This is a genomic window from Rhizobium sp. CFBP 8752 (genome assembly GCF_014842035.1).
Classification (GTDB): Bacteria; Pseudomonadota; Alphaproteobacteria; order Rhizobiales; family Rhizobiaceae; genus Neorhizobium; species Neorhizobium soli.
Map to the genome: position 1 here is coordinate 817555 of NZ_JACYUZ010000001.1, position 17607 is coordinate 835161.

21 protein-coding genes are annotated in these 17607 nt (G+C 61.4%); 13 read left to right on the forward strand and 8 right to left on the reverse strand.

The features are described from left to right. Window positions 1–74: 74 nt before the first annotated feature. Window positions 75–1883, forward strand: coding sequence for a malto-oligosyltrehalose trehalohydrolase (treZ, locus tag IFT59_RS03910; protein WP_192086134.1), 1809 nt, complete (start codon window positions 75–77; stop codon window positions 1881–1883). Next, window positions 1880–4417: a malto-oligosyltrehalose synthase gene (treY, locus tag IFT59_RS03915; RefSeq protein ID WP_192086135.1), complete on the forward strand. Its 2538-nt coding sequence runs from the start codon at window positions 1880–1882 to the stop codon at window positions 4415–4417. The genes treZ and treY overlap by 4 nt, the downstream gene beginning before the upstream one ends. A gap of 329 nt (window positions 4418–4746) precedes the next feature. Here treY and IFT59_RS03920 read toward each other — a convergent pair whose 3' ends face one another. From IFT59_RS03920 to IFT59_RS03930, 3 genes are all read right to left on the reverse strand, one after another. After that, the gene (locus IFT59_RS03920) at window positions 4747–4995 is read right to left on the reverse strand and encodes a hypothetical protein (protein WP_139283784.1); all 249 of its coding nucleotides are present in this window, start codon (window positions 4993–4995) and stop codon (window positions 4747–4749) included. A gap of 99 nt (window positions 4996–5094) precedes the next feature. Then, window positions 5095–5487: a DUF983 domain-containing protein gene (locus tag IFT59_RS03925; protein ID WP_192086136.1), complete on the reverse strand. Its 393-nt coding sequence runs from the start codon at window positions 5485–5487 to the stop codon at window positions 5095–5097. A gap of 128 nt (window positions 5488–5615) precedes the next feature. Beyond that, window positions 5616–5906: a hypothetical protein gene (locus tag IFT59_RS03930; RefSeq protein WP_062455134.1), complete on the reverse strand. Its 291-nt coding sequence runs from the start codon at window positions 5904–5906 to the stop codon at window positions 5616–5618. A gap of 245 nt (window positions 5907–6151) precedes the next feature. Between IFT59_RS03930 and IFT59_RS03935 the strand changes: the two genes are divergently transcribed. After that, window positions 6152–6394, forward strand: coding sequence for a hypothetical protein (locus IFT59_RS03935; protein ID WP_062455136.1), 243 nt, complete (start codon window positions 6152–6154; stop codon window positions 6392–6394). A gap of 78 nt (window positions 6395–6472) precedes the next feature. Here the strand turns inward: IFT59_RS03935 and hutX are convergent, their stop codons facing one another. Continuing rightward, a complete protein-coding gene (gene hutX / locus IFT59_RS03940; RefSeq protein ID WP_192086137.1) occupies window positions 6473–6997 on the reverse strand; it encodes a heme utilization cystosolic carrier protein HutX in 525 nt (174 codons plus the stop codon). Between the two features lie 8 nt (window positions 6998–7005). Further along, window positions 7006–7353, reverse strand: coding sequence for an antibiotic biosynthesis monooxygenase family protein (locus tag IFT59_RS03945; RefSeq protein ID WP_062582599.1), 348 nt, complete (start codon window positions 7351–7353; stop codon window positions 7006–7008). 161 nt (window positions 7354–7514) lie between these two features. Between IFT59_RS03945 and IFT59_RS03950 the strand changes: the two genes are divergently transcribed. From IFT59_RS03950 to IFT59_RS03960, 3 genes are read left to right on the forward strand one after another with little or no spacing between them, the layout of a single operon-like run. Further along, a complete protein-coding gene (locus IFT59_RS03950) occupies window positions 7515–8414 on the forward strand; it encodes a heme/hemin ABC transporter substrate-binding protein (RefSeq protein WP_192086138.1) in 900 nt (299 codons plus the stop codon). Next, entirely contained in the window at window positions 8414–9502 is a 1089-nt protein-coding gene (locus tag IFT59_RS03955) for a FecCD family ABC transporter permease (protein ID WP_192086139.1), read from the forward strand. Before IFT59_RS03950 ends, IFT59_RS03955 begins: the two co-directional genes overlap by 1 nt. Window positions 9503–9524: 22 nt before the next feature. After that, window positions 9525–10307 (forward strand): heme ABC transporter ATP-binding protein, encoded by a 783-nt coding sequence (locus IFT59_RS03960; protein WP_192086140.1) that lies wholly within the window; start codon window positions 9525–9527, stop codon window positions 10305–10307. 1 nt (window position 10308) lies between these two features. Here the strand turns inward: IFT59_RS03960 and IFT59_RS03965 are convergent, their stop codons facing one another. After that, on the reverse strand, window positions 10309–10665 hold the full coding sequence (locus tag IFT59_RS03965; protein ID WP_062582604.1) for a YbaN family protein: 357 nt from the start codon (window positions 10663–10665) through the stop codon (window positions 10309–10311). A gap of 193 nt (window positions 10666–10858) precedes the next feature. Between IFT59_RS03965 and galE the strand changes: the two genes are divergently transcribed. From galE to IFT59_RS03990, 5 genes are all read left to right on the forward strand, one after another. Further along, window positions 10859–11848, forward strand: coding sequence for a UDP-glucose 4-epimerase GalE (gene galE, locus IFT59_RS03970; RefSeq protein WP_062583162.1), 990 nt, complete (start codon window positions 10859–10861; stop codon window positions 11846–11848). Between the two features lie 11 nt (window positions 11849–11859). Beyond that, window positions 11860–12255 carry a VOC family protein gene (locus IFT59_RS03975; RefSeq protein ID WP_113164972.1) on the forward strand — a complete coding sequence of 132 codons (396 nt, stop codon included), beginning with the start codon at window positions 11860–11862 and terminating at the stop codon, window positions 12253–12255. An 11-nt stretch (window positions 12256–12266) separates the two neighbouring features. Next, window positions 12267–12959 carry a uracil-DNA glycosylase gene (ung, locus tag IFT59_RS03980; protein ID WP_113109867.1) on the forward strand — a complete coding sequence of 231 codons (693 nt, stop codon included), beginning with the start codon at window positions 12267–12269 and terminating at the stop codon, window positions 12957–12959. 143 nt (window positions 12960–13102) lie between these two features. After that, a complete protein-coding gene (locus tag IFT59_RS03985; protein WP_192086141.1) occupies window positions 13103–14032 on the forward strand; it encodes a VOC family protein in 930 nt (309 codons plus the stop codon). 11 nt (window positions 14033–14043) lie between these two features. Further along, window positions 14044–14667: an alpha/beta hydrolase gene (locus IFT59_RS03990; protein WP_192086142.1), complete on the forward strand. Its 624-nt coding sequence runs from the start codon at window positions 14044–14046 to the stop codon at window positions 14665–14667. A 43-nt stretch (window positions 14668–14710) separates the two neighbouring features. Here IFT59_RS03990 and IFT59_RS03995 read toward each other — a convergent pair whose 3' ends face one another. After that, window positions 14711–15751 (reverse strand): phytanoyl-CoA dioxygenase family protein, encoded by a 1041-nt coding sequence (locus tag IFT59_RS03995; protein WP_113109870.1) that lies wholly within the window; start codon window positions 15749–15751, stop codon window positions 14711–14713. A 180-nt stretch (window positions 15752–15931) separates the two neighbouring features. Here IFT59_RS03995 and IFT59_RS04000 point away from each other — a divergent pair, with 180 nt between their 5' ends. Continuing rightward, entirely contained in the window at window positions 15932–16321 is a 390-nt protein-coding gene (locus tag IFT59_RS04000; RefSeq protein ID WP_192086143.1) for a RidA family protein, read from the forward strand. Window positions 16322–16531: 210 nt separating this feature from the next. After that, window positions 16532–16948 carry a L,D-transpeptidase gene (locus IFT59_RS04005; protein WP_371816180.1) on the forward strand — a complete coding sequence of 139 codons (417 nt, stop codon included), beginning with the start codon at window positions 16532–16534 and terminating at the stop codon, window positions 16946–16948. 35 nt (window positions 16949–16983) lie between these two features. Here the strand turns inward: IFT59_RS04005 and IFT59_RS04010 are convergent, their stop codons facing one another. Beyond that, window positions 16984–17559: a transglycosylase SLT domain-containing protein gene (locus tag IFT59_RS04010; RefSeq protein ID WP_062455153.1), complete on the reverse strand. Its 576-nt coding sequence runs from the start codon at window positions 17557–17559 to the stop codon at window positions 16984–16986. Between the last annotated feature and the right edge of the window lie 48 nt (window positions 17560–17607).

Consider the following 17607-nt stretch of genomic DNA (forward strand, 5'->3'; position numbering starts at 1 on the left):
TGCCTGTTCCATGATGGAACTGTCACGCCTTTCACTCGTTTGCCGGTCGCTCTCAACCTGATGAAAGGGACCCCATGTCGGACGTCAATGCCGTCGCCGAACTCCGAAGCTTTCCGAAAACCTGGGGAGCGGAATATGTCGCTGCTGGCGAGGTAAGGTTCCGTCTCTGGGCTCCGGGCCAGGAAACGGTCGTGCTCCGTCTCGACGGCAAGGATGCCGAGATGAGCCGCAGCGACGGATGGTTCGAGATCCTGGCAACCGGCGTCGAACCAGGCGCGGAATACAACTACGTGCTGGCCGATGGTACCGTTGTCGCCGATCCCGCATCCCGTGCCCAGAAGTCCGAGGTCAATGGCGCTTCGCTTGTCATCGATCCGACCAGCTACGACTGGCAGACAACGGAGTGGACTGGGCGCCCCTGGGAAGAAACCGTCGTTTACGAGATGCATGTCGGCACCTTCACCCCTGACGGCACGTTCCGCGCCGCGATCGAGAAGCTGCCCTATCTCGCCGAACTCGGCATCACCATGGTCGAGATCCTGCCGATTGCGCAGTTCGGCGGCAACCGTGGCTGGGGTTACGACGGCGTTCTTCTTTATGCGCCGCATGCCGCTTATGGCTCACCAGATGATGTCAAAGCCTTCGTCGATGCCGCTCACGCGCATGGCATCTCCATCGTGCTTGACCTCGTGCTCAATCATTTCGGCCCCGAGGGCAATTATCTGCCGCTTCTGGCGCCCGACTTCTTCCACAAGGAGCGTCAGACACCGTGGGGTGCGGCCATCGCCTATGACGTCGATGCGACCCGCCGCTACATCGTTGAGGCCGCGCTCTACTGGCTGCATGAATACAATTTCGACGGCCTTCGCTTCGATGCGATCGACCAGATCGAGGATATTTCCGACAGCCACGTGTTGAACGAGATCGCCGAGCGCATCCGCGCCGAGATTACCGACCGGCCGATCCACCTGACGACCGAGGACGCCCGCAACATCATCGACCTGCATCCGCGCGACGAAGACGGCAACGCACCTCTGTTTACCGCGGAGTGGAACGACGACTTTCACAATGCCGTCCATGTTTTCGCGACCGGCGAAACGCACGCCTATTACGAGGATTTCGCCAAGCAGCCGGAAAAGCTCGTCGCCCGGGTTCTGGCCGAAGGGTTTGCCTATCAGGGCGAAGTCTCGCCGCATGCCGGCGAAAAGCGCGGCGTGAAAAGCGCAGGCCAGCCGCCCGTCGCTTTCGTGGATTTCATCCAGAACCACGACCAGGTCGGCAACCGCGCCGAGGGCGAACGTCTGATCGAGCTTGCCGGTGCCGATCGCACCAAGGTCCTTTACGCCTCGCTTCTGTTCTCGCCGCATATTCCGCTTCTGTTCATGGGCGAGGAATATGGTGAGACGAATCCGTTCCTCTTCTTCACCGATTTCCACGGCGACCTTGCCAAGGCCGTGCGCGAGGGCCGTGCGAAGGAATTCCAGGGCCATGCCGGCCACGAGGGCGATGTCGTCCCCGATCCGAATGCCAAGACGACCTTCGACGCCTCCAAGCTCGACTGGAAGAAGCACGATAGCCGCGACGGCAAGGAGTGGCTTGCGCTGACGAAGGAGCTGCTTTCCCTTCGTCAGCAGCACATCGTGCCGATGCTTGCAACGGCCACCGGCAATTCCGGCAAGGTTCTGAAGACCGACGAGGGCTTCCTGGCCGTCACCTGGACTTTCCCGAAAGGCACGTTGTCGATCGCGCTCAACATCGGCGAAAAGGTGCAGCCGCTTCCCGATCTGCCGGGTGAGACGCTCTTTGCCTGGCCGTCCGAAACGCCGGATCTGCCCCAGAACTCCATCATCGTCCGCCTCGCGCCCGCCGGAGACACCAAGTGAAAATCCCCACATCGACCTACCGTATCCAGTTTCGCAACGGCATGACCTTCGATCGCGCGAGCGAGCTCGTGCCTTACATGAAGCGCCTCGGCATCAGCCACCTCTACGCATCGCCGATCTTCACGGCCACGTCGGAGTCAACCCATGGCTATGACGTGACCGACGCCAACGAGATCGAACCCTCGATCGGTGGTCGCGAAGGCTTCGATCGCATGGTGAAAACGTTGAAGGACGTAGGTCTTGGCCTGATCCTCGATATCGTGCCCAACCACATGGCCGCGTCGCTTGAAAACACGTGGTGGCGCGATGTTATCGAAAATGGCCAGAACAGCCGGTTCGCAAAGCATTTCGACATCAACTGGTCGCGCCCGCTGACGCTGCCTTTCCTCGGCGACTCGTTCGAGACCGCACTTTCCAATGGCGATATCTCGGTGAAGCTCGACCCGAAGACCGGCAAGCCGGCTTTCGCCTATTACGACAGCTACTATCCGCTCGCGCCGGAAACTTATCAGGGCCGCGAGACCGAGGTGACCAAGCTCACCGACAAGACATCTCTTCTAGAGCTGCACGAGCGCCAGCCCTACCGGCTGATGTCGTGGCGGGAAGCGCCGCGCGATCTCTCCTACCGCCGCTTCTTCGAGATCACCGGCCTTGCCGGCGTCCGCGTCGAAGACAGACAGGTATTTGACGACACCCACCGCCTGATCCTCGAACTGGTTCACTCCGGCGCCGTCGACGGTCTGCGCGTGGACCACGTGGACGGTCTCGCCGATCCGAAGGCCTATATCGAGCTTCTGCGCCAGGAAGCTGGTCCCGATTGCTACATCACCGTTGAAAAGATCCTCGGCGAAGGTGAGCACATCCCGAGTGACTGGCCGATCTCAGGCACGACGGGTTACGAGTTCATCGCCTCGCTGTCCGACGCTCTTGTGGACGGCGCAAAGATCGCCGGTCTGCGCAAAGCCTATGACGACGTCGTCGGCAAGCCGGTCGACATGCCGGCCGAACTGCGCGCTGCCAAGCTTCTGATGGCCGACAAGAACTTCGAGGGCGAGTTCACGACGCTGCTGAAACTTGCTGTCGCGATCGCCAACACGGATGGCTTCAGCGTGGACGAGAAAACCACGAGGTCGGCACTGCGCGAACTGCTGGTCGCATTCCCGGTCTACCGGACCTATGGGACGGAAACAGGTCTGCCGCCGGAGGGCCATGAGATGCTGAAGAGCGTCGTCGACAAGGTCAGGCAGGGCCCGAATGCGCCGGATCAGGCAGGCCTCGATCTGATCACCCGCATCCTCGGCAACGACGTGTCCGAGAAAGCCTCTCATGATGCGGCGAATTTCCGCACCCGCTTCCAGCAGCTGACCGGCCCGCTGATGGCAAAGTCCGTCGAGGACACGCTGTTCTTCCGTCAGCATATGGCGCTCGCACTCAACGAAGTCGGCGCCGAACCGCTGCCGCGCGATTTCTCGATCGAGCGTTTCCACCACGACATGGAAACAAGGCTGCAGCGTCAGCCGGATGCGCTGTCTGGGACATCCACGCACGACACCAAGCGCGGCGAAGATGCCCGTGCCCGTCTCTACGTGCTGACCGAGGCGCCGGAACTCTGGTCGGAATGCATTGCCCGCTGGCGCAAGATGAACGAGACGAAGGTTGTCTCGCTGGATGATGGCCCGGCACCGGAGCCTGCGGTCGAATGGATGCTCTATCAGGCGCTCGCAGGCGTCTGGCCGACGATGCTGCAGCCGAAGGACGAGACCGGCCTCAAGGCACTCGAGGAGCGTTTCCTTGCCTATGTCGAGAAGTCGATCAAGGAAGCCAAGCTGCGCACCAACTGGGGCGACAGCAACGAGGCGTACGAGAAAGCTGTGCTCGACTACGCCCGTTACATGCTGTCGCCGAAAAACCAGGAATTCCTGGCGGACTTCTCCTCGGCGCTCCAGCCCTTCATCCGGGCCGGTCTGGTCAACAGCCTGACCCAGACGATCGTCAAGCTGACGGCACCGGGCGTGCCTGACATCTATCAGGGCAGTGAAGCCCTCGATTTCAGCCTTGTCGACCCCGACAACCGGCGCGAACCGGATTTCGCCATGCTGCAGGACCTCCCTGCGGAGAACGACAATCCGGACTCCTCGACAGAGGACGGATGGTTGAGCGGACGGCTGAAACAGCACCTGATCCAGCGTCTGCTGCACCAGCGTCGCGACGCGCCGGACCTGTTCCGCAAGGGCGACTACATGCCGCTCAAGGCGACCGGAAACCGGGCCGAAAACATCCTGGCCTTCGCCCGCACCGATGGCGATCAAGCCGTGATCGTGATCGTACCGCGGCTGGTCTTCGGCGCGCTCAACGGCGACGTCTATCCGTCACGGGGCGAGCGCTGGGCTGAGACGGAAGTGGAGCTGCCTACACAGCTCGCCAACCGTCGCTACCGCGATCTCTCCACCGGCAAGGACGTCGAGGCCAAGGACAGCATCGCCGTCAACCTCGCCTTTGCCGATCATCCGTTTGCACTGCTGACTGCCGAATAGGCGAGCCCTCATCTAATCACACTGCTCGCCGAAGTGACGGCGGGCAGTAACCCACCCAGGCGGGACGTCACCAATACGAAAAAGGCGCCGGTTCGATCAGAACCGGCGCCTTTTTGTTTCTCCACCTGAACGTGAAGTTCAGTGGAAAAGGGCAATAAAATCAAGCAAATCCAACGAGGTTCAGAACCGCGATTACGATGACGACTGCGCCTACCAACCATACGATGCTATTCATGATAGTGTCTCCTTTTGCTGTTGGGAGGTGAACGGTGAGGCGTAAAAAAGGTTCCTGAAAACGTGATCTCTGCGTCGACAGATGTGAGTCCGCCTCAGGCGCCGGGTGCTGCACTGCCATCGCCCCGTCGCAACCGCTTCAGCTGGTTGACGACGCGCAGGGAATTGTTGGCTCGGAGGGCCGATCCGTCGGAGCTTGTGGACAGGATGCGAAGCATGTCTTCTGCCTCATCCACCGAAATGGTGCCTCTTGCGGCAAGGCCGTCGATCATCAGCAGCATTGCGCCCTCAAGCGCCAGCGACCGCCGCTGTGCTTCCGTCTCAGTCTCTTGCATTTCCGGCATGACAGGCTCCTTGCTTGTCATGTCGAATGGTTGGCGCGGGAAATTGTTCCGGTACTCGCGCGACGAGCGGCAGTCGGAGACCACCCGGTCGCACCAGAATCAGACGTCGTTCGGGCTTCCTTGCAATCTGCCCTCCCGCGCCCGGTAGATATATTGGCTGGCGACGAGCCAGCCTTTCAGCGGTCGCAGCGGCAGGATGCAGGTCAGAAGCAGGAAGGGGAGAGAGATGAGAAGATGCACCCAGAACGGCGGCGAAAACACCGTTTCGATCCACACTGCGAGTGCCACCGAGGGCACGCAGGCAAAGCAGATCACGAAGAAGGCCGGACCGTCTGCGGGATCCGCAAAGGCGTAATCAAGCCCGCACGCTTCGCATCGCGGCCTGATCGTCAGAAAGCCCTTGAAGAGATGGCCCTGGCCGCAGCGCGGGCAGCGCCCTTGCACGCCCGTTGCGTAAGGCGAAAGCGGCGCCCAGTTCCCGTCGTCTGCCATGTTGCCTCCCAATCATGCCATGTCGATCTACCCGACACGGAATAAGTGCAACGGCTGCAACCCACAAGAGGCGCGCGTGAGGCGCGTCAATCTGCCTCGCCCGACGAAAGTCGATCGGGGGGCGCCCTCTAGTCGGAGAAAGACTCTGAAATCACGTGCCGATCGATGATGCGCAGGCTGCGGTCCGGCTCGATCACATAGGTCTCGCTCACCCGGTCGCCGAACTGGTCGATGAACTCATGCGGAAACGTGCTGCCGATGGGGGATTTGGTCAGCTTCGAACGCGGCTGGCCGCCATAGGTGATGCTCCCCTTGATCGGGGCAATGTCAGATCCGCCACCACTGGCGCCGGCGGTCGTGCAACTGCTGAGCGCCAGGGCAAGTCCCAGAAGGCCGGCAGAGAAGGCGACGATTTTCATGACATTATCCTCATTGGTTAGCACACGCTGCACCCACCTCTATCCAACTTAGGGTCCAGAGCGCTTTTGGCTAGATTGAACCATTCTGCCTGTGCGCTCATGCCGTCGGCAGCGGGCGAGCGGGAACCGCGGGCGCCATTTCTTCTCGACGCAACGGTGTCAGTGGGGCATTCTTGTAAACGGACAACCTCCTGAAAGCTCACAGATCGAGCTCGATTCCAATCAACGATCGAAGGGATGAAACAATGGCGCCACGGACGATACCCGCAGAACTCGATGCTGCCTTAACGGCGTTGCCTCTGAGGACCGGCATCTATGTGCCGGAAGATCTTCTGGAAGACTGGTTTGCGCCAGGCACGGGCATGAGCCCTGTCAGTGCCGAGGCGTTGTCGCAGGCCGAAACCTACGGCCGAAAACTCGAGTGCGAGTTCAAATATTACCCGGAAAGATTGGAAGGCGTGTTCTGGAAATGGGTGCCGGCTCTTTAAGGAGCCTGTTGTCCGCTGATCCGCGCTGCTGCGCAAATCGTGTAGGTTCGGAAATTATCCAATCCGAACCTACATCACTTACAGGCTCGCGTAACGATCGCGCAAAGCCTCGAATTTCACCAGCTGATCCGCCATCAGTTCGCGGCCAGCGTCGCGCTTGACGAAAACCTTGCACATGGCGGCGCCCTTCTGGTTCATGAACCAGACCGAGCAGGAACGGCGACCATGGAACGCACGGTCGACGAAGGTGATAGAGGCGCAGTTGTCCTTGCGGATGTGGCCACCGATCGGGCTGTCGCCGTGGATGTTGAACCAGCCGTGGCTTTCCGATCCGGCCGGAAGGATGCCGTCGATCTCGGCCACCACGTCCTCCGTGTGAACGAGAAACAGCACGACGCCCCAGGTGGTCAGCTCCGACCAGATTTCGTCGAAGCGTTCCTTGCCGGCAATGACGGCCGACCCCTCCGGCAGGACTGCCAGGATTTCTGCCGCCGTCACATCGGCGCCTGCTGCAATCGATTCAACGACGCCGTCGGGCTTTTCTGAGAGGGCTTTGAGCGCGCGTTCGCGGCGGTCGGGCGCGATCTCCGAGTGGGTGTCCATTGCGGACCTCAGGCTGCGTCGGCGGCGCGGACGCCGTTCTTGTCTTCACTGATGATGACTTCGAAACCTTCAAACTGCGGGCCGGAGAGGTATTCGACCTTGCCGCGGTTCTGGCCGGCATTGGCATGGGCTGCACGGAACTGTTCGGACTTTGTCCAGGCCTGAAAATGCTCAACGGTTTCCCAGATCGTGTGGGAGGCATAGAGCGTGTGATCGTCGGCCTTCGGTCCCTTCAGCATGTGAAACTCGACGTAGCCTGGCACTTCGGCAAGCCGGCCCTGGCGGCTTTTCCACATGTCTTCAAATGCTTGCTCGAAGCCCGGCACGACGCGGAAACGGTTCATGGCGATGTACATGGAATCAATCCTCACATAAGTTTCACTTCGCACTCAAGTTATCTCTTGATGCCTGTCTTGAAAACCGGAAAAAACTTGTCTAGTCAACTCAAGTTATAGGGCGGCTGGGGCGGATCGCATCGCAACCGAGTTTGCCCTCTGGTATCACAAGGGCGGGTCTCATGGTTTTCTCTCTCCGGGTTTCCTCACCAAGGTTTGCACATCTGCTTGCGCTTGCCGTCGTCTCTTCCGCGGTCGCATTCGGTGGCGCGGCGGCATCGGAAACGGGCAATCCGGACGCCCGGCGCATCGTTTCGATCGGCGGCACGATCACCGAAATCCTCTACGATCTGGGCGCCGAGGACCGTATTGTAGCGCGAGATTCCACCAGTTCCTATCCTGCCGCCGCAAATTCCAAGCCTGACGTCGGCTATATCAGGGCACTCTCTGCCGAGGGCATTCTGGGCCAGAAACCGGATCTCATTCTGATGGAAGAGGGGTCCGGTCCGCCACCGGTGCTGGAAATCCTTACGGCCAGCGAGATCCCTGTCGTGGTCATCCCGACGCCGCCGGCTGCGGACAAGATCGGCCAGAAGATCCGCGACGTCGGTGCGGCCGTCGGCCTTGGCGACAAGGCGGGGGTACTCGCCGCAAAGACCGAGGATGGGCTGAAGGCGCTCGCTGACGATGTGGTGAAGATTGCCGGCGAAAAGAAGAAGGTGCTGTTCGTTCTCTCCGTTGCCAACGGGCGGCTGATGGCGGGCGGTGCCGATACGGAAGCCGGCGCGATCATCGAAATGGCGGGTGGCGTCAATGCCGCGCCCTCGATCAAAGGCTACAAGCCGCTGTCCGACGAGGCGGTGATTGCCGCGGCTCCTGACGTGATCCTCTCCATGTCACGCGGCGACCATTCGACCACGCCGGATGAGATGTTCGCGCTGCCGTCGATGCAGACGACCCCGGCTGCCGCATCCAAGGCGCTGATCTCCATGGACGGGTTGCTGCTCTTGGGCTTTGGTCCGCGCACGCCCGAGGCCGGCCGGGCACTTGCTGCAAAACTCTATCCAGATGCGATGCACTGATGATGAAGACGCTGGCCATGCCGTTTCGCAACACGGGCGAGGGCGATCGTACGTCGCAGGGCGTTGTCGTCATCGTGCTTCTCGTGGTGCTCCTGATCGCCGCCTGCCTACTGTCGCTCGGCGTCGGCCCGACCGGCGTTGGCCTTCGCGATCTCTTCGCCTACCTGACCGGAAACGGCGACAGCCTCACCACCCAGGAACGGGTCATCCTCGAAGCCGTCCGCCTGCCGCGCACGGCGCTCGGCCTCTTGGTCGGCGCGGGGCTCGCTGTATCGGGTGCGATGATGCAGGGCCTGTTTCGCAATCCGCTCGCCGATCCCGGCATCGTCGGCGTCACATCCGGCGCCGGGCTTGCGGCGGTGCTGGCGATCGTGCTTGGCGGCACGGTGCTTGCCCCGGTCTCGATGCTGCTTGGAAACCAGTTCCTGCCGCTGATGGCGTTTTTCGGCGGCCTGATCAACACCTGGATGCTCTATGTTATCGCCACCCGCGACGGCCGAACCTCGACCACGGCGCTGATCCTTTGCGGCATCGCGATCGGTGCCCTGTCGGGCGCCTTCATGGGGCTTCTGATCGTCATGGCCGATGACCGGCAGTTGCGCGACATCACGTTCTGGAGCCTCGGTTCCCTCGGCGGTGCCACCTACGGGCGGGTGCTGTCGATCCTTCCGTTCATCGTCTTTGTGATGGCGATCATCCCCTTCGTCGCGCGCGGTCTCGATGCGCTTGTGCTTGGCGATGCGGCGGCCTTCCACATGGGCGTGCCGGTGCAGCGGCTGAAGCGGATCGTCATCGTCGCGGTTGCAGCGGCCTGCGGCTCCACGGTCGCCGTCGCCGGCTCGATCGGTTTTGTCGGGATCGTGGTGCCGCATCTGCTGCGGCTTGCGATGGGGCCGTCGCACCGGTTTCTGCTGCCGGGCTCGGCGCTCGGCGGCGGCGCGCTTCTGCTGATCGCCGATGCCGTGGCTCGTACCGTTGCGGCACCCGCGGAACTGCCGATCGGGGTGATTACGGCGCTGTTCGGCGCGCCGGTCTTTCTGTTCCTGCTGATCGGACGCAACGGCATCGGCATGCGGGACCTGCCATGAGGGGCATACGAGGAGGACGGGCATGATCAGGGCAGAAAACGTCACCGTCAGCCGCGCCGGTCGCAAGCTGATCGAACAAGTCAGCCTAACGCTGGAGCCCGGCCGTTTCAGCGTGGTGATTGGCCCGAACGGTGCCGGAAAATCGACGCTGATGAAGGTCCTGTCCGGCGAGATGGTGCCGGATAGCGGGCATGTTTCCTATTACGGTGCCGATGTGGCGGCCTGCAAGCCGGTCGATCTGGCGAGGCGCCGAGCGGTGCTACCGCAGGCGACGCAGCTGGCCTTTCCCTTCTCGGCGCTGGAGATCGCCCGCATGGGTGCGGTTGCCAACGGTTCGCTCAATCCGGGAGAGGAAGCGCGCAAGGCTCTGGCACGGGTGGGCCTGCGCGGTTTCGAAAGCCGGCCCTATCCGTCGATGTCCGGCGGCGAGCAGCAGCGCGTCCAGTTTGCCCGCGCGCTGGCGCAGGTGCCAAGGGCGGTGGTCGACGGCGTGCCGTGCGCGCTGTTTCTCGACGAGCCGACCGCCAGTCTCGATCTGGGCCACCAGATCTCGGTGCTGGAAACCGCCCGCGATTTTGCGGCTGCCGGTGGCATGGTTCTCGCCATCCTGCACGACCTCAACCTTGCTGCGGAATTTGCCGACCATTTGGTGGTTTTGAACCACGGCTGCGTGGTGGCGGAAGGTCCGTGCCATGACACCGTGAGCGACGAGATGATTGCTTCCGTCTATGGCATCGCCGGTGCCGTCGGTCGCGTGCCGGCAGCGCATGTGCCTTACGTTCTGCCGCAGTCGCGGCATCGCTAGCTCAGGCGTCCGGTCGCGTCAGCATGAAGATGGCCGGGCCGATCATCAGCGCGGCGACCAGAATGGCGAGCCAGGCTGCCGGGTGCGAGCCGAACCAGAAGCCGGTATAGCTGACGGCCATCAGCGAGATCGCCGTGACCTTTGCCCTTCGCGAAATAGCGCCGCGCTCGCGCCAGTTCCTGAGCGGCGGGCCCAGCGTCTCATGGTCCATCAGCCATGCCTCCAGCTTTGGCGACGAGCGCGCAAAGCAGGCGACGGCCAGCAGCAGGAACGGCGTCGTCGGCAGGATCGGCAGGAAGGCGCCGATCACGCCGAGACCCACGAACAGCCAGCCGAGACTGAGAAAGATGTAACGCATCAAAGGACCTACGGGAATCTGCTGACGAGGATAGACAAGTTCGCGGCGCCCGTCTTCATGTAAAGAATCAACTGCACGCGGATGCTGTCTGGTGTTCTGCCATGGGGAGCGGGACCCCTGATATGGCCTCTACCCTTCCCATTTGAAACCCTGTCGGTATAGTGCCGCCGATTTCGAAGAAGCAGGAGCGATGATGTCTAAGAAAAAGGTGCTTGTCGTTGGTGGGGCAGGGTATATCGGGTCCCATACGTGCCTCGTTCTGGCGGACCGGGGTTACGAGCCCGTCGTCTTCGACAATCTCTCCAACGGCCATGCGGAATTTGTCCGTTGGGGCGAGCTCGAACAGGGCGATATCCGCGACCGTGCACGGCTCGACGAAGTGCTCGCCAAGCACAAGCCGGACGCCATCCTGCATTTCGCTGCGCTGATCGAAGTCGGCGAATCCGTCAAGAACCCGGTCGGTTTCTACGACAACAATGTCATCGGTGCGCTGACGCTTCTGTCGGCCGCGATCGACGCTGGCGTGAAGGCCTTCGTGTTCTCCTCGACCTGCGCAACTTACGGTCTTCCAGACCGGGTGCCGATGGACGAGACTCACAAGCAGGCGCCGATCAACCCTTACGGCCGCACCAAATTCATCATCGAGCAGGCGCTGAAGGACTACGGCACCTACAAGGACCTGAAATCGGTCATGCTGCGCTATTTCAACGCCGCCGGTGCCGATTTCGAAGGCCGGATCGGCGAATGGCATACGCCCGAAACCCATGCGATCCCGCTCGCCATCGAGGCAGCGCTTGGCCGTCGCCAGGGCTTCAAGGTGTTCGGCGACGATTACGATACCCGTGATGGTACCTGCGTCCGCGACTATATCCATGTTCTCGATCTGGCCGACGCGCATGTCCGCGCCGTCGATTACCTGCTCGCGGGCGGCGATACGGTCGAGCTCAATCTCGGCACCGGCACCGGCACCACGGTGAAGGAACTTCTGGACGCCATTTCCGACGTGTCGGGCAAGCCCTTCCCGGTCGAATATGTCGGCCGCCGCGAAGGCGATTCCACCTCGCTCGTCGCCAACAACGACAAGGCCAAGGCCGTGCTCGGCTGGGAGCCCCAATATTCCCTGCAAGACATCATCCGCTCAGCCTGGGACTGGCATTCCAAGTCCAACCACATCCTTCGTTAAGGAGCGCTCCGATGGCAAAGATGGTGCATTCGATGATCCGCGTGCTGGACGAAGCGCGCTCGGTCGAGTTCTACGACAAGGCGTTCGGCCTGAAGGTCGCCGATCGCCGGCCGTTCGACGGGTTCACGCTGATCTACCTCTCCAATCTCGAAACCGGTTTCGAGCTGGAACTGACGGTCAACGGCAATCGTTCTGAACCCTACAACCTTGGAGACGGTTACGGCCATCTGGCGGTGACGGTCGAGGATGTCGAGGCGGAACACAAGCGCTTCTCCGAACTGGGCCTGACGGTGGGCAAGCTTGCGGACATGCCGCATGAGGGCCGGCCGTTTGCAAAATTCTTCTTCGTCACCGATCCGGATGGCTACAGGACCGAAGTCATCCAGCGCGGCGGACGTTTCACCTAAAGGACACCTGTATGGCGGACGGCGATATCAAGCTCGAGGAAACCTGGAAATTCGCGCTCGAAACAGAGTTCGAGGATCCTTATATGGCCGATCTCAAGAGCTTCCTTGTGTCCGAGAAGAAGGCGGGAAAGCTCATCTTTCCAAAGGGTTCGGAGTATTTCCGTGCACTTGACCTGACGCCGCTCGATGAGGTGAAGGTGGTGATCCTCGGACAGGACCCCTATCACGGCGAAGGCCAGGCGCATGGCCTCTGCTTCTCCGTCCGTCCCGGTGTTCGTATCCCGCCGTCACTCGTCAACATCTACAAGGAAATGGAAGCAGATCTCGGCATCGCGCCGGCAAAGCACGGTTTTCTCGAACACTGGGCCGAACAGGGCGTGCTGCTTTTGAACAGCGTGCTGACCGTGGAAGAGGGCAAGGCCGCCGCGCATCAGGGCAAGGGTTGGGAACGCTTCACGGACGCTGTCATCCGCACCGTCAACGAGGAATGCGACGGCGTCGTATTCATTCTCTGGGGAGCCTATGCCCAGAAGAAGGCGGCTTTTGTCGATGAGGAACGGCATCTCGTCATCAAGTCCGCCCACCCGTCGCCGCTCTCGGCCCATAACGGGTTTCTGGGCTCCAAGCCGTTTTCCAAGGCGAATGAGTATCTGCAGTCCATCGGCAAGGATCCCGTCGACTGGGAGCTGCCGGAAACTGTCTGAGCGGTGAACGCTTCGGTCACCTCGTCAACGAAAAATGAACAATCCGTTCGGATGTGATCCTCTATCCAATTCGCATGCGATCACCAATTATCACCCCAGACAACGGCTCGCTCCCGAGCCGACAAATTGAAAAGGGGTTTGACATGATTAACCAGATCAAGGGCCTCCACCACGTCACGTCGATGGCGGCCAGCGCGTCCACAAACAACAAGTTCTTCACCGATACGCTCGGCCTGCGCCGGGTCAAGAAGACCGTCAACTTCGATGCGCCTGACGTCTACCATCTCTATTACGGCGACGAAATCGGCACGCCCGGCTCGGTCATGACCTATTTCCCGTTCCCGCATATCGCCAGGGGCCGCCCCGGCTCAGGCGAAGTGGGCACGACCGTATTCTCTGTGCCGCAGGGCTCGCTCGGCTACTGGACGGATCGTCTGACGAAAGCCGGTGCCGATGGTTTGAAGGCCGACGAAGCCTTTGGCGAAAAGCGCCTGCAGTTTGCAGGTCCAGACGGCGACGGGTTTGCGCTGGTCGAAGTCAAGGATGACGACCGTGCCCAGTGGACCGGCAATGGCGTCGGTGCCGACGAAGCGATCCGCGGCTTTCACTCCGCGTCGCTCCGACTGCGCGACGACGGTGCCAATGCCGAGCTCTTGAAGTTCATGGGCTACGAGCAGGTTGATGCCAGAGACGGTGTCACCCGCTTCGGCATGCCCGGCGGCAACGGCGCCGACTTCATCGACGTCGAGACGATGCCGAACATTGCGGGCGCCCGTCTCGGTGCCGGCTCCGTGCATCACCTGGCCTTTGCGGTCGAAAACCGTGAAAAGCAGCTCGAAGTCCGCAAGGCGTTGATGGATACGGGGTACCAGGTCACGCCGGTGATCGACCGCGATTACTTCTGGGCCATCTACTTCCGCACCCCCGGCGGCGTACTGTTTGAGATCGCGACCAATGAACCCGGTTTCGACCGCGACGAGGATACCGCGCATCTGGGCGAGGCCCTGAAGCTGCCGACCCAGCACGAGCATCTGCGCTCGACGCTGGAGGAGCACTTGGAACCGCTGGCCTAAGGAGAGATACGATGAGTTTCGACAGTTATGAGCACCGGGCGCGGCCCGGTGCTCCAGGAGCGCCGATCCTGTTCACCTTTCATGGCACCGGCGGCGACGAGAACCAGTTCTTCGATTTTGCGAGCCGGCTCGTGCCGGGTGCTACGATCGTCTCTCCGCGCGGCGACGTCGCCGAGCATGGGGCTGCGCGCTTTTTCCGACGCAAGGCGGAAGGGGTCTACGATCTCGACGATCTCGCCCGCGCCACCAAGCGGATGTCGGAATTCGTGGAGGCCAATCGCGACCGCTACGAATCCTCGACCGTGCTGGGCCTCGGGTTTTCGAACGGCGCCAACATCCTCGCCAATGTGATGATCGAAAAGCCCGGCCTGTTCGAGGCGGGCGTGCTGATGCATCCGCTCATCCCGTTCACGCCGCCTAAGCGGACGACGGGCGAAAAGGCGCATGCGCTGATCACCGCCGGCGAGCGGGATCCGATCTGCCCGGTCCCGCAGACGCAGGCACTTGCGGATTATCTCCGCGCGGCCGGTGACGAGGTCACGCTGGAATGGCATGCCAGCGGTCACGAGATCCGCCCGAACGAGATCGAAGCGATCAAGACGTTCCTGGCGCCCTACGGCGCCCGAAGCGAATAAACAAGTCCGCCGAGCCCGCAGATCCGCGAGTTTGGCGGAACCGTCAGATATGCGGCTCGGAATAGGCCGTGCACTCGCCGACATCCTGCCATGTCGGCTTTCTGCCGGCGCGCTTTGCCTTGCGGTCGGAATGGCCGAGATAGAGATCGAGGCGGCGGTCGTGCAGGCCGGGAACCAGGCTCAGCGGTGAGAAGGGCAGCGGCGAGAACGGATTGGTGCGGTGATAGGCATGTAGTTCCACCCGCATCGTGTGCTTGAAGCTGACCGCGCGCGAATGGAACGCATAGGTATCGGCAACGACAAGCGTATTGGCCGGCACAGTCACCTTCTTCGGCTCGAAATCACCAAGCGTGGTCAGCTCTTCAGGCGTGATGCGGAATGATCCGTCCGCGTGATGGGCGCGGTTGTCCGTGCTGGCGATCAGGCTTTGCCGATATTCCCATTCGATCCGCTTTTCCGTCAGCTTGTGGCTGCCCGGCACGAATACGAAGGGACCGTTGTCCGCCTCCACATCATCGAGAAACAGCCAGGCCTTGGAGGTCGAGTGAAACGTGTCCGCGTGCAGTGCGGTCTGCGGATCGGCCTTGGCCAGCGCCGGTTCGGCAATCACCGTCTGGATGAAGTGGATCGGATCGCCGCCGGCACCGCCGACATAGCGCAGGAGGCCGGCGATCGACTGGTTGTGGCTGAAGCGAGCCAGATCCGGCAGGCGCTTCAGCGCTGTCGGGCCGATCGGAATCATCCGCGTCACCGCCTGTCCCTGCCGCATCTCGCGTGCCGGCAGAGGCTCGCTCTTGAGGAAATCGCGGATGCGCAGGAAGACGTCCTGCGGCAATGCGTTTTGCCGGATCACGAACCCGTCGCGATCAAACGCGCTGCGTTCCTCCGGTCTGACCTGTGACCCCAGGATGCGGCGACGGTAGTCTGCCATCCGAGCGGCTATCCGCACCCGCTCCCGATGCAGGCCAAGCTCGTTCAGGTGCGGATGGCCGATCAGCGGGTTTTTGCGAAACGACTTGTCGCTGCCAAGAATGCCAAGCGCCAGCCGCGGATAGCGCCACCATTGAATTGTTTGCTGCGCCATACCCAACCCCGTATCTTCGTCGCTGCGATCATACCATCAGGCATTGAGGCCGCAAGGGATCAGGTCGCCTGCTCTTTGCCCCGTCCCAGGCTCGTTTTCAGGGGAGGGTTGGCTTGCAGCGTCGGCCGTTGAGAGGTCTAGTGCGCCATTGCCATGCTTTGAAGAGAGTAGCATTCCTCGATGAAGACGACATTCAATCCGCCATCCGTCCGTCAGCCGTTCGGCGCCTACAATCACGGTCTGCTCGTGCCGCCAGGAGCCAGTCTGCTGGTCACCTCAGGCCAGCTCGGCATTGGCCTCGACGATGCAATCCCGGCCGATGTTACCGCCCAGGCAGAACTCTGCTTTAAGGCGATTGGGGCGATCCTTGACGAGGCCAAGATGACCTATGCCGACGTCATCCGCATTTCCGGCTTCGTGACGAGGCGCGAGGACTTCCAGGCCTACATGGCGGTGCGCGATCGTTTCACGCTCGACCCAAAGCCAGTCTCGACGCTGATCATCGTCGGCGGATTCACCCGCGCGGAATTTCTGGTCGAGGTCGAGGTGACGGCTGCAAAGGTACTTTAGGGCAGATCTCGCTTTGCCACGATACTATCAGGTTCAAATGGCAATAGTCTTGTCAGTTGATGGCTTTTTTTCGAAATTTACTGTGCCGATTAAACAAAATTCAAAATAATCAACGACGGGCACGCTAGACTATATTGAAACGTTTCTCGCAAAGTGATGATGTCTTTTCAGGGTAAGGGGCTTTCCGGGGGACATTTCATGCGCCACTACATGGTTGGAGCTGCACTGTTTTCGTGCGCGCTTGTCTTTGCGTCGTCGGCACTGTCCGCCGGCCTGGTCGCCAGCGTCAGCCTGTCGTCCCAGACGATGACGGTGAGCGAAGACGGTGTTGATGTCTACCGCTGGCCGGTATCGACCGCTCGGAAAGGCTACAGCACGCCGCTCGGCAGCTGGAGCGCAAAATGGCTGTCGAGGAGCCACAGGTCGCGCAAGTACGACAACGCGCCAATGCCGTTCGCCGTGTTCTACAATGGCGGCTATGCCGTGCATGCGACGTTCGATACCAAGCGCCTCGGTCGACCAGCCTCCCATGGCTGTATCAGGCTGCATCCGGAAAATGCCGCAACCTTTTTCGCGCTGACGAGCCGGTATGGAACCGCTAACACCCGCATCGTCGTCGGCTACTAGGCCGTGTGCAGCTTAGCCTGCACGGGAACCAAGGTTCAGTATCCGCAACGGCGCAGTTGCGCCTCGTATCTGGCTGCCATGGCGGCAGATTTCTTTGCGGTCTGGCGAACCCCGCCGCCGAACTGGCCGCGCTCATAGCCGCCGTGGCCGGTATAGTAGGCGAGGTAGAGGTTGTAGGTATCGCTGAGGGGGATGTTGTTCCGGATATGGCTCTGGTGGTGATACCAGCCGACAAAGCGGATGGCATCGCCGAAGTCACTGCGGCTGGCGGCCCAGCGACCCGTCGATTTGCGGTAACCGTCCCAGGTTCCGTCCAGCGCCTGTGCGTAGCCATAGGCCGAAGAGATACGGCCCCAGGGAATGATGCCGAGCACATATTTGCGCGGCGGGCGGGCGCGGGCGCGGAAACTCGACTCGACGTAGATCGTCGCCATCAGGATCGGGACCGGCACGCCGTATTCGCGGCTTGCTGCGCGCGCCTGGCGGGCCCAGTTGTTGAAAAGCCCGTCTCTCTGCTCGAAAATCGCGCAGGCATCTCCGATCCGGCTCGGCGCGGAGGCGCAAGCCGTGAGGGACATCATCAGAAGGGCGATGTAAAACGCATTACGCATCGCGCGTTCTTTCAGGCTTGGACTTAAGGCTCTATCTCTGAGGTTTCA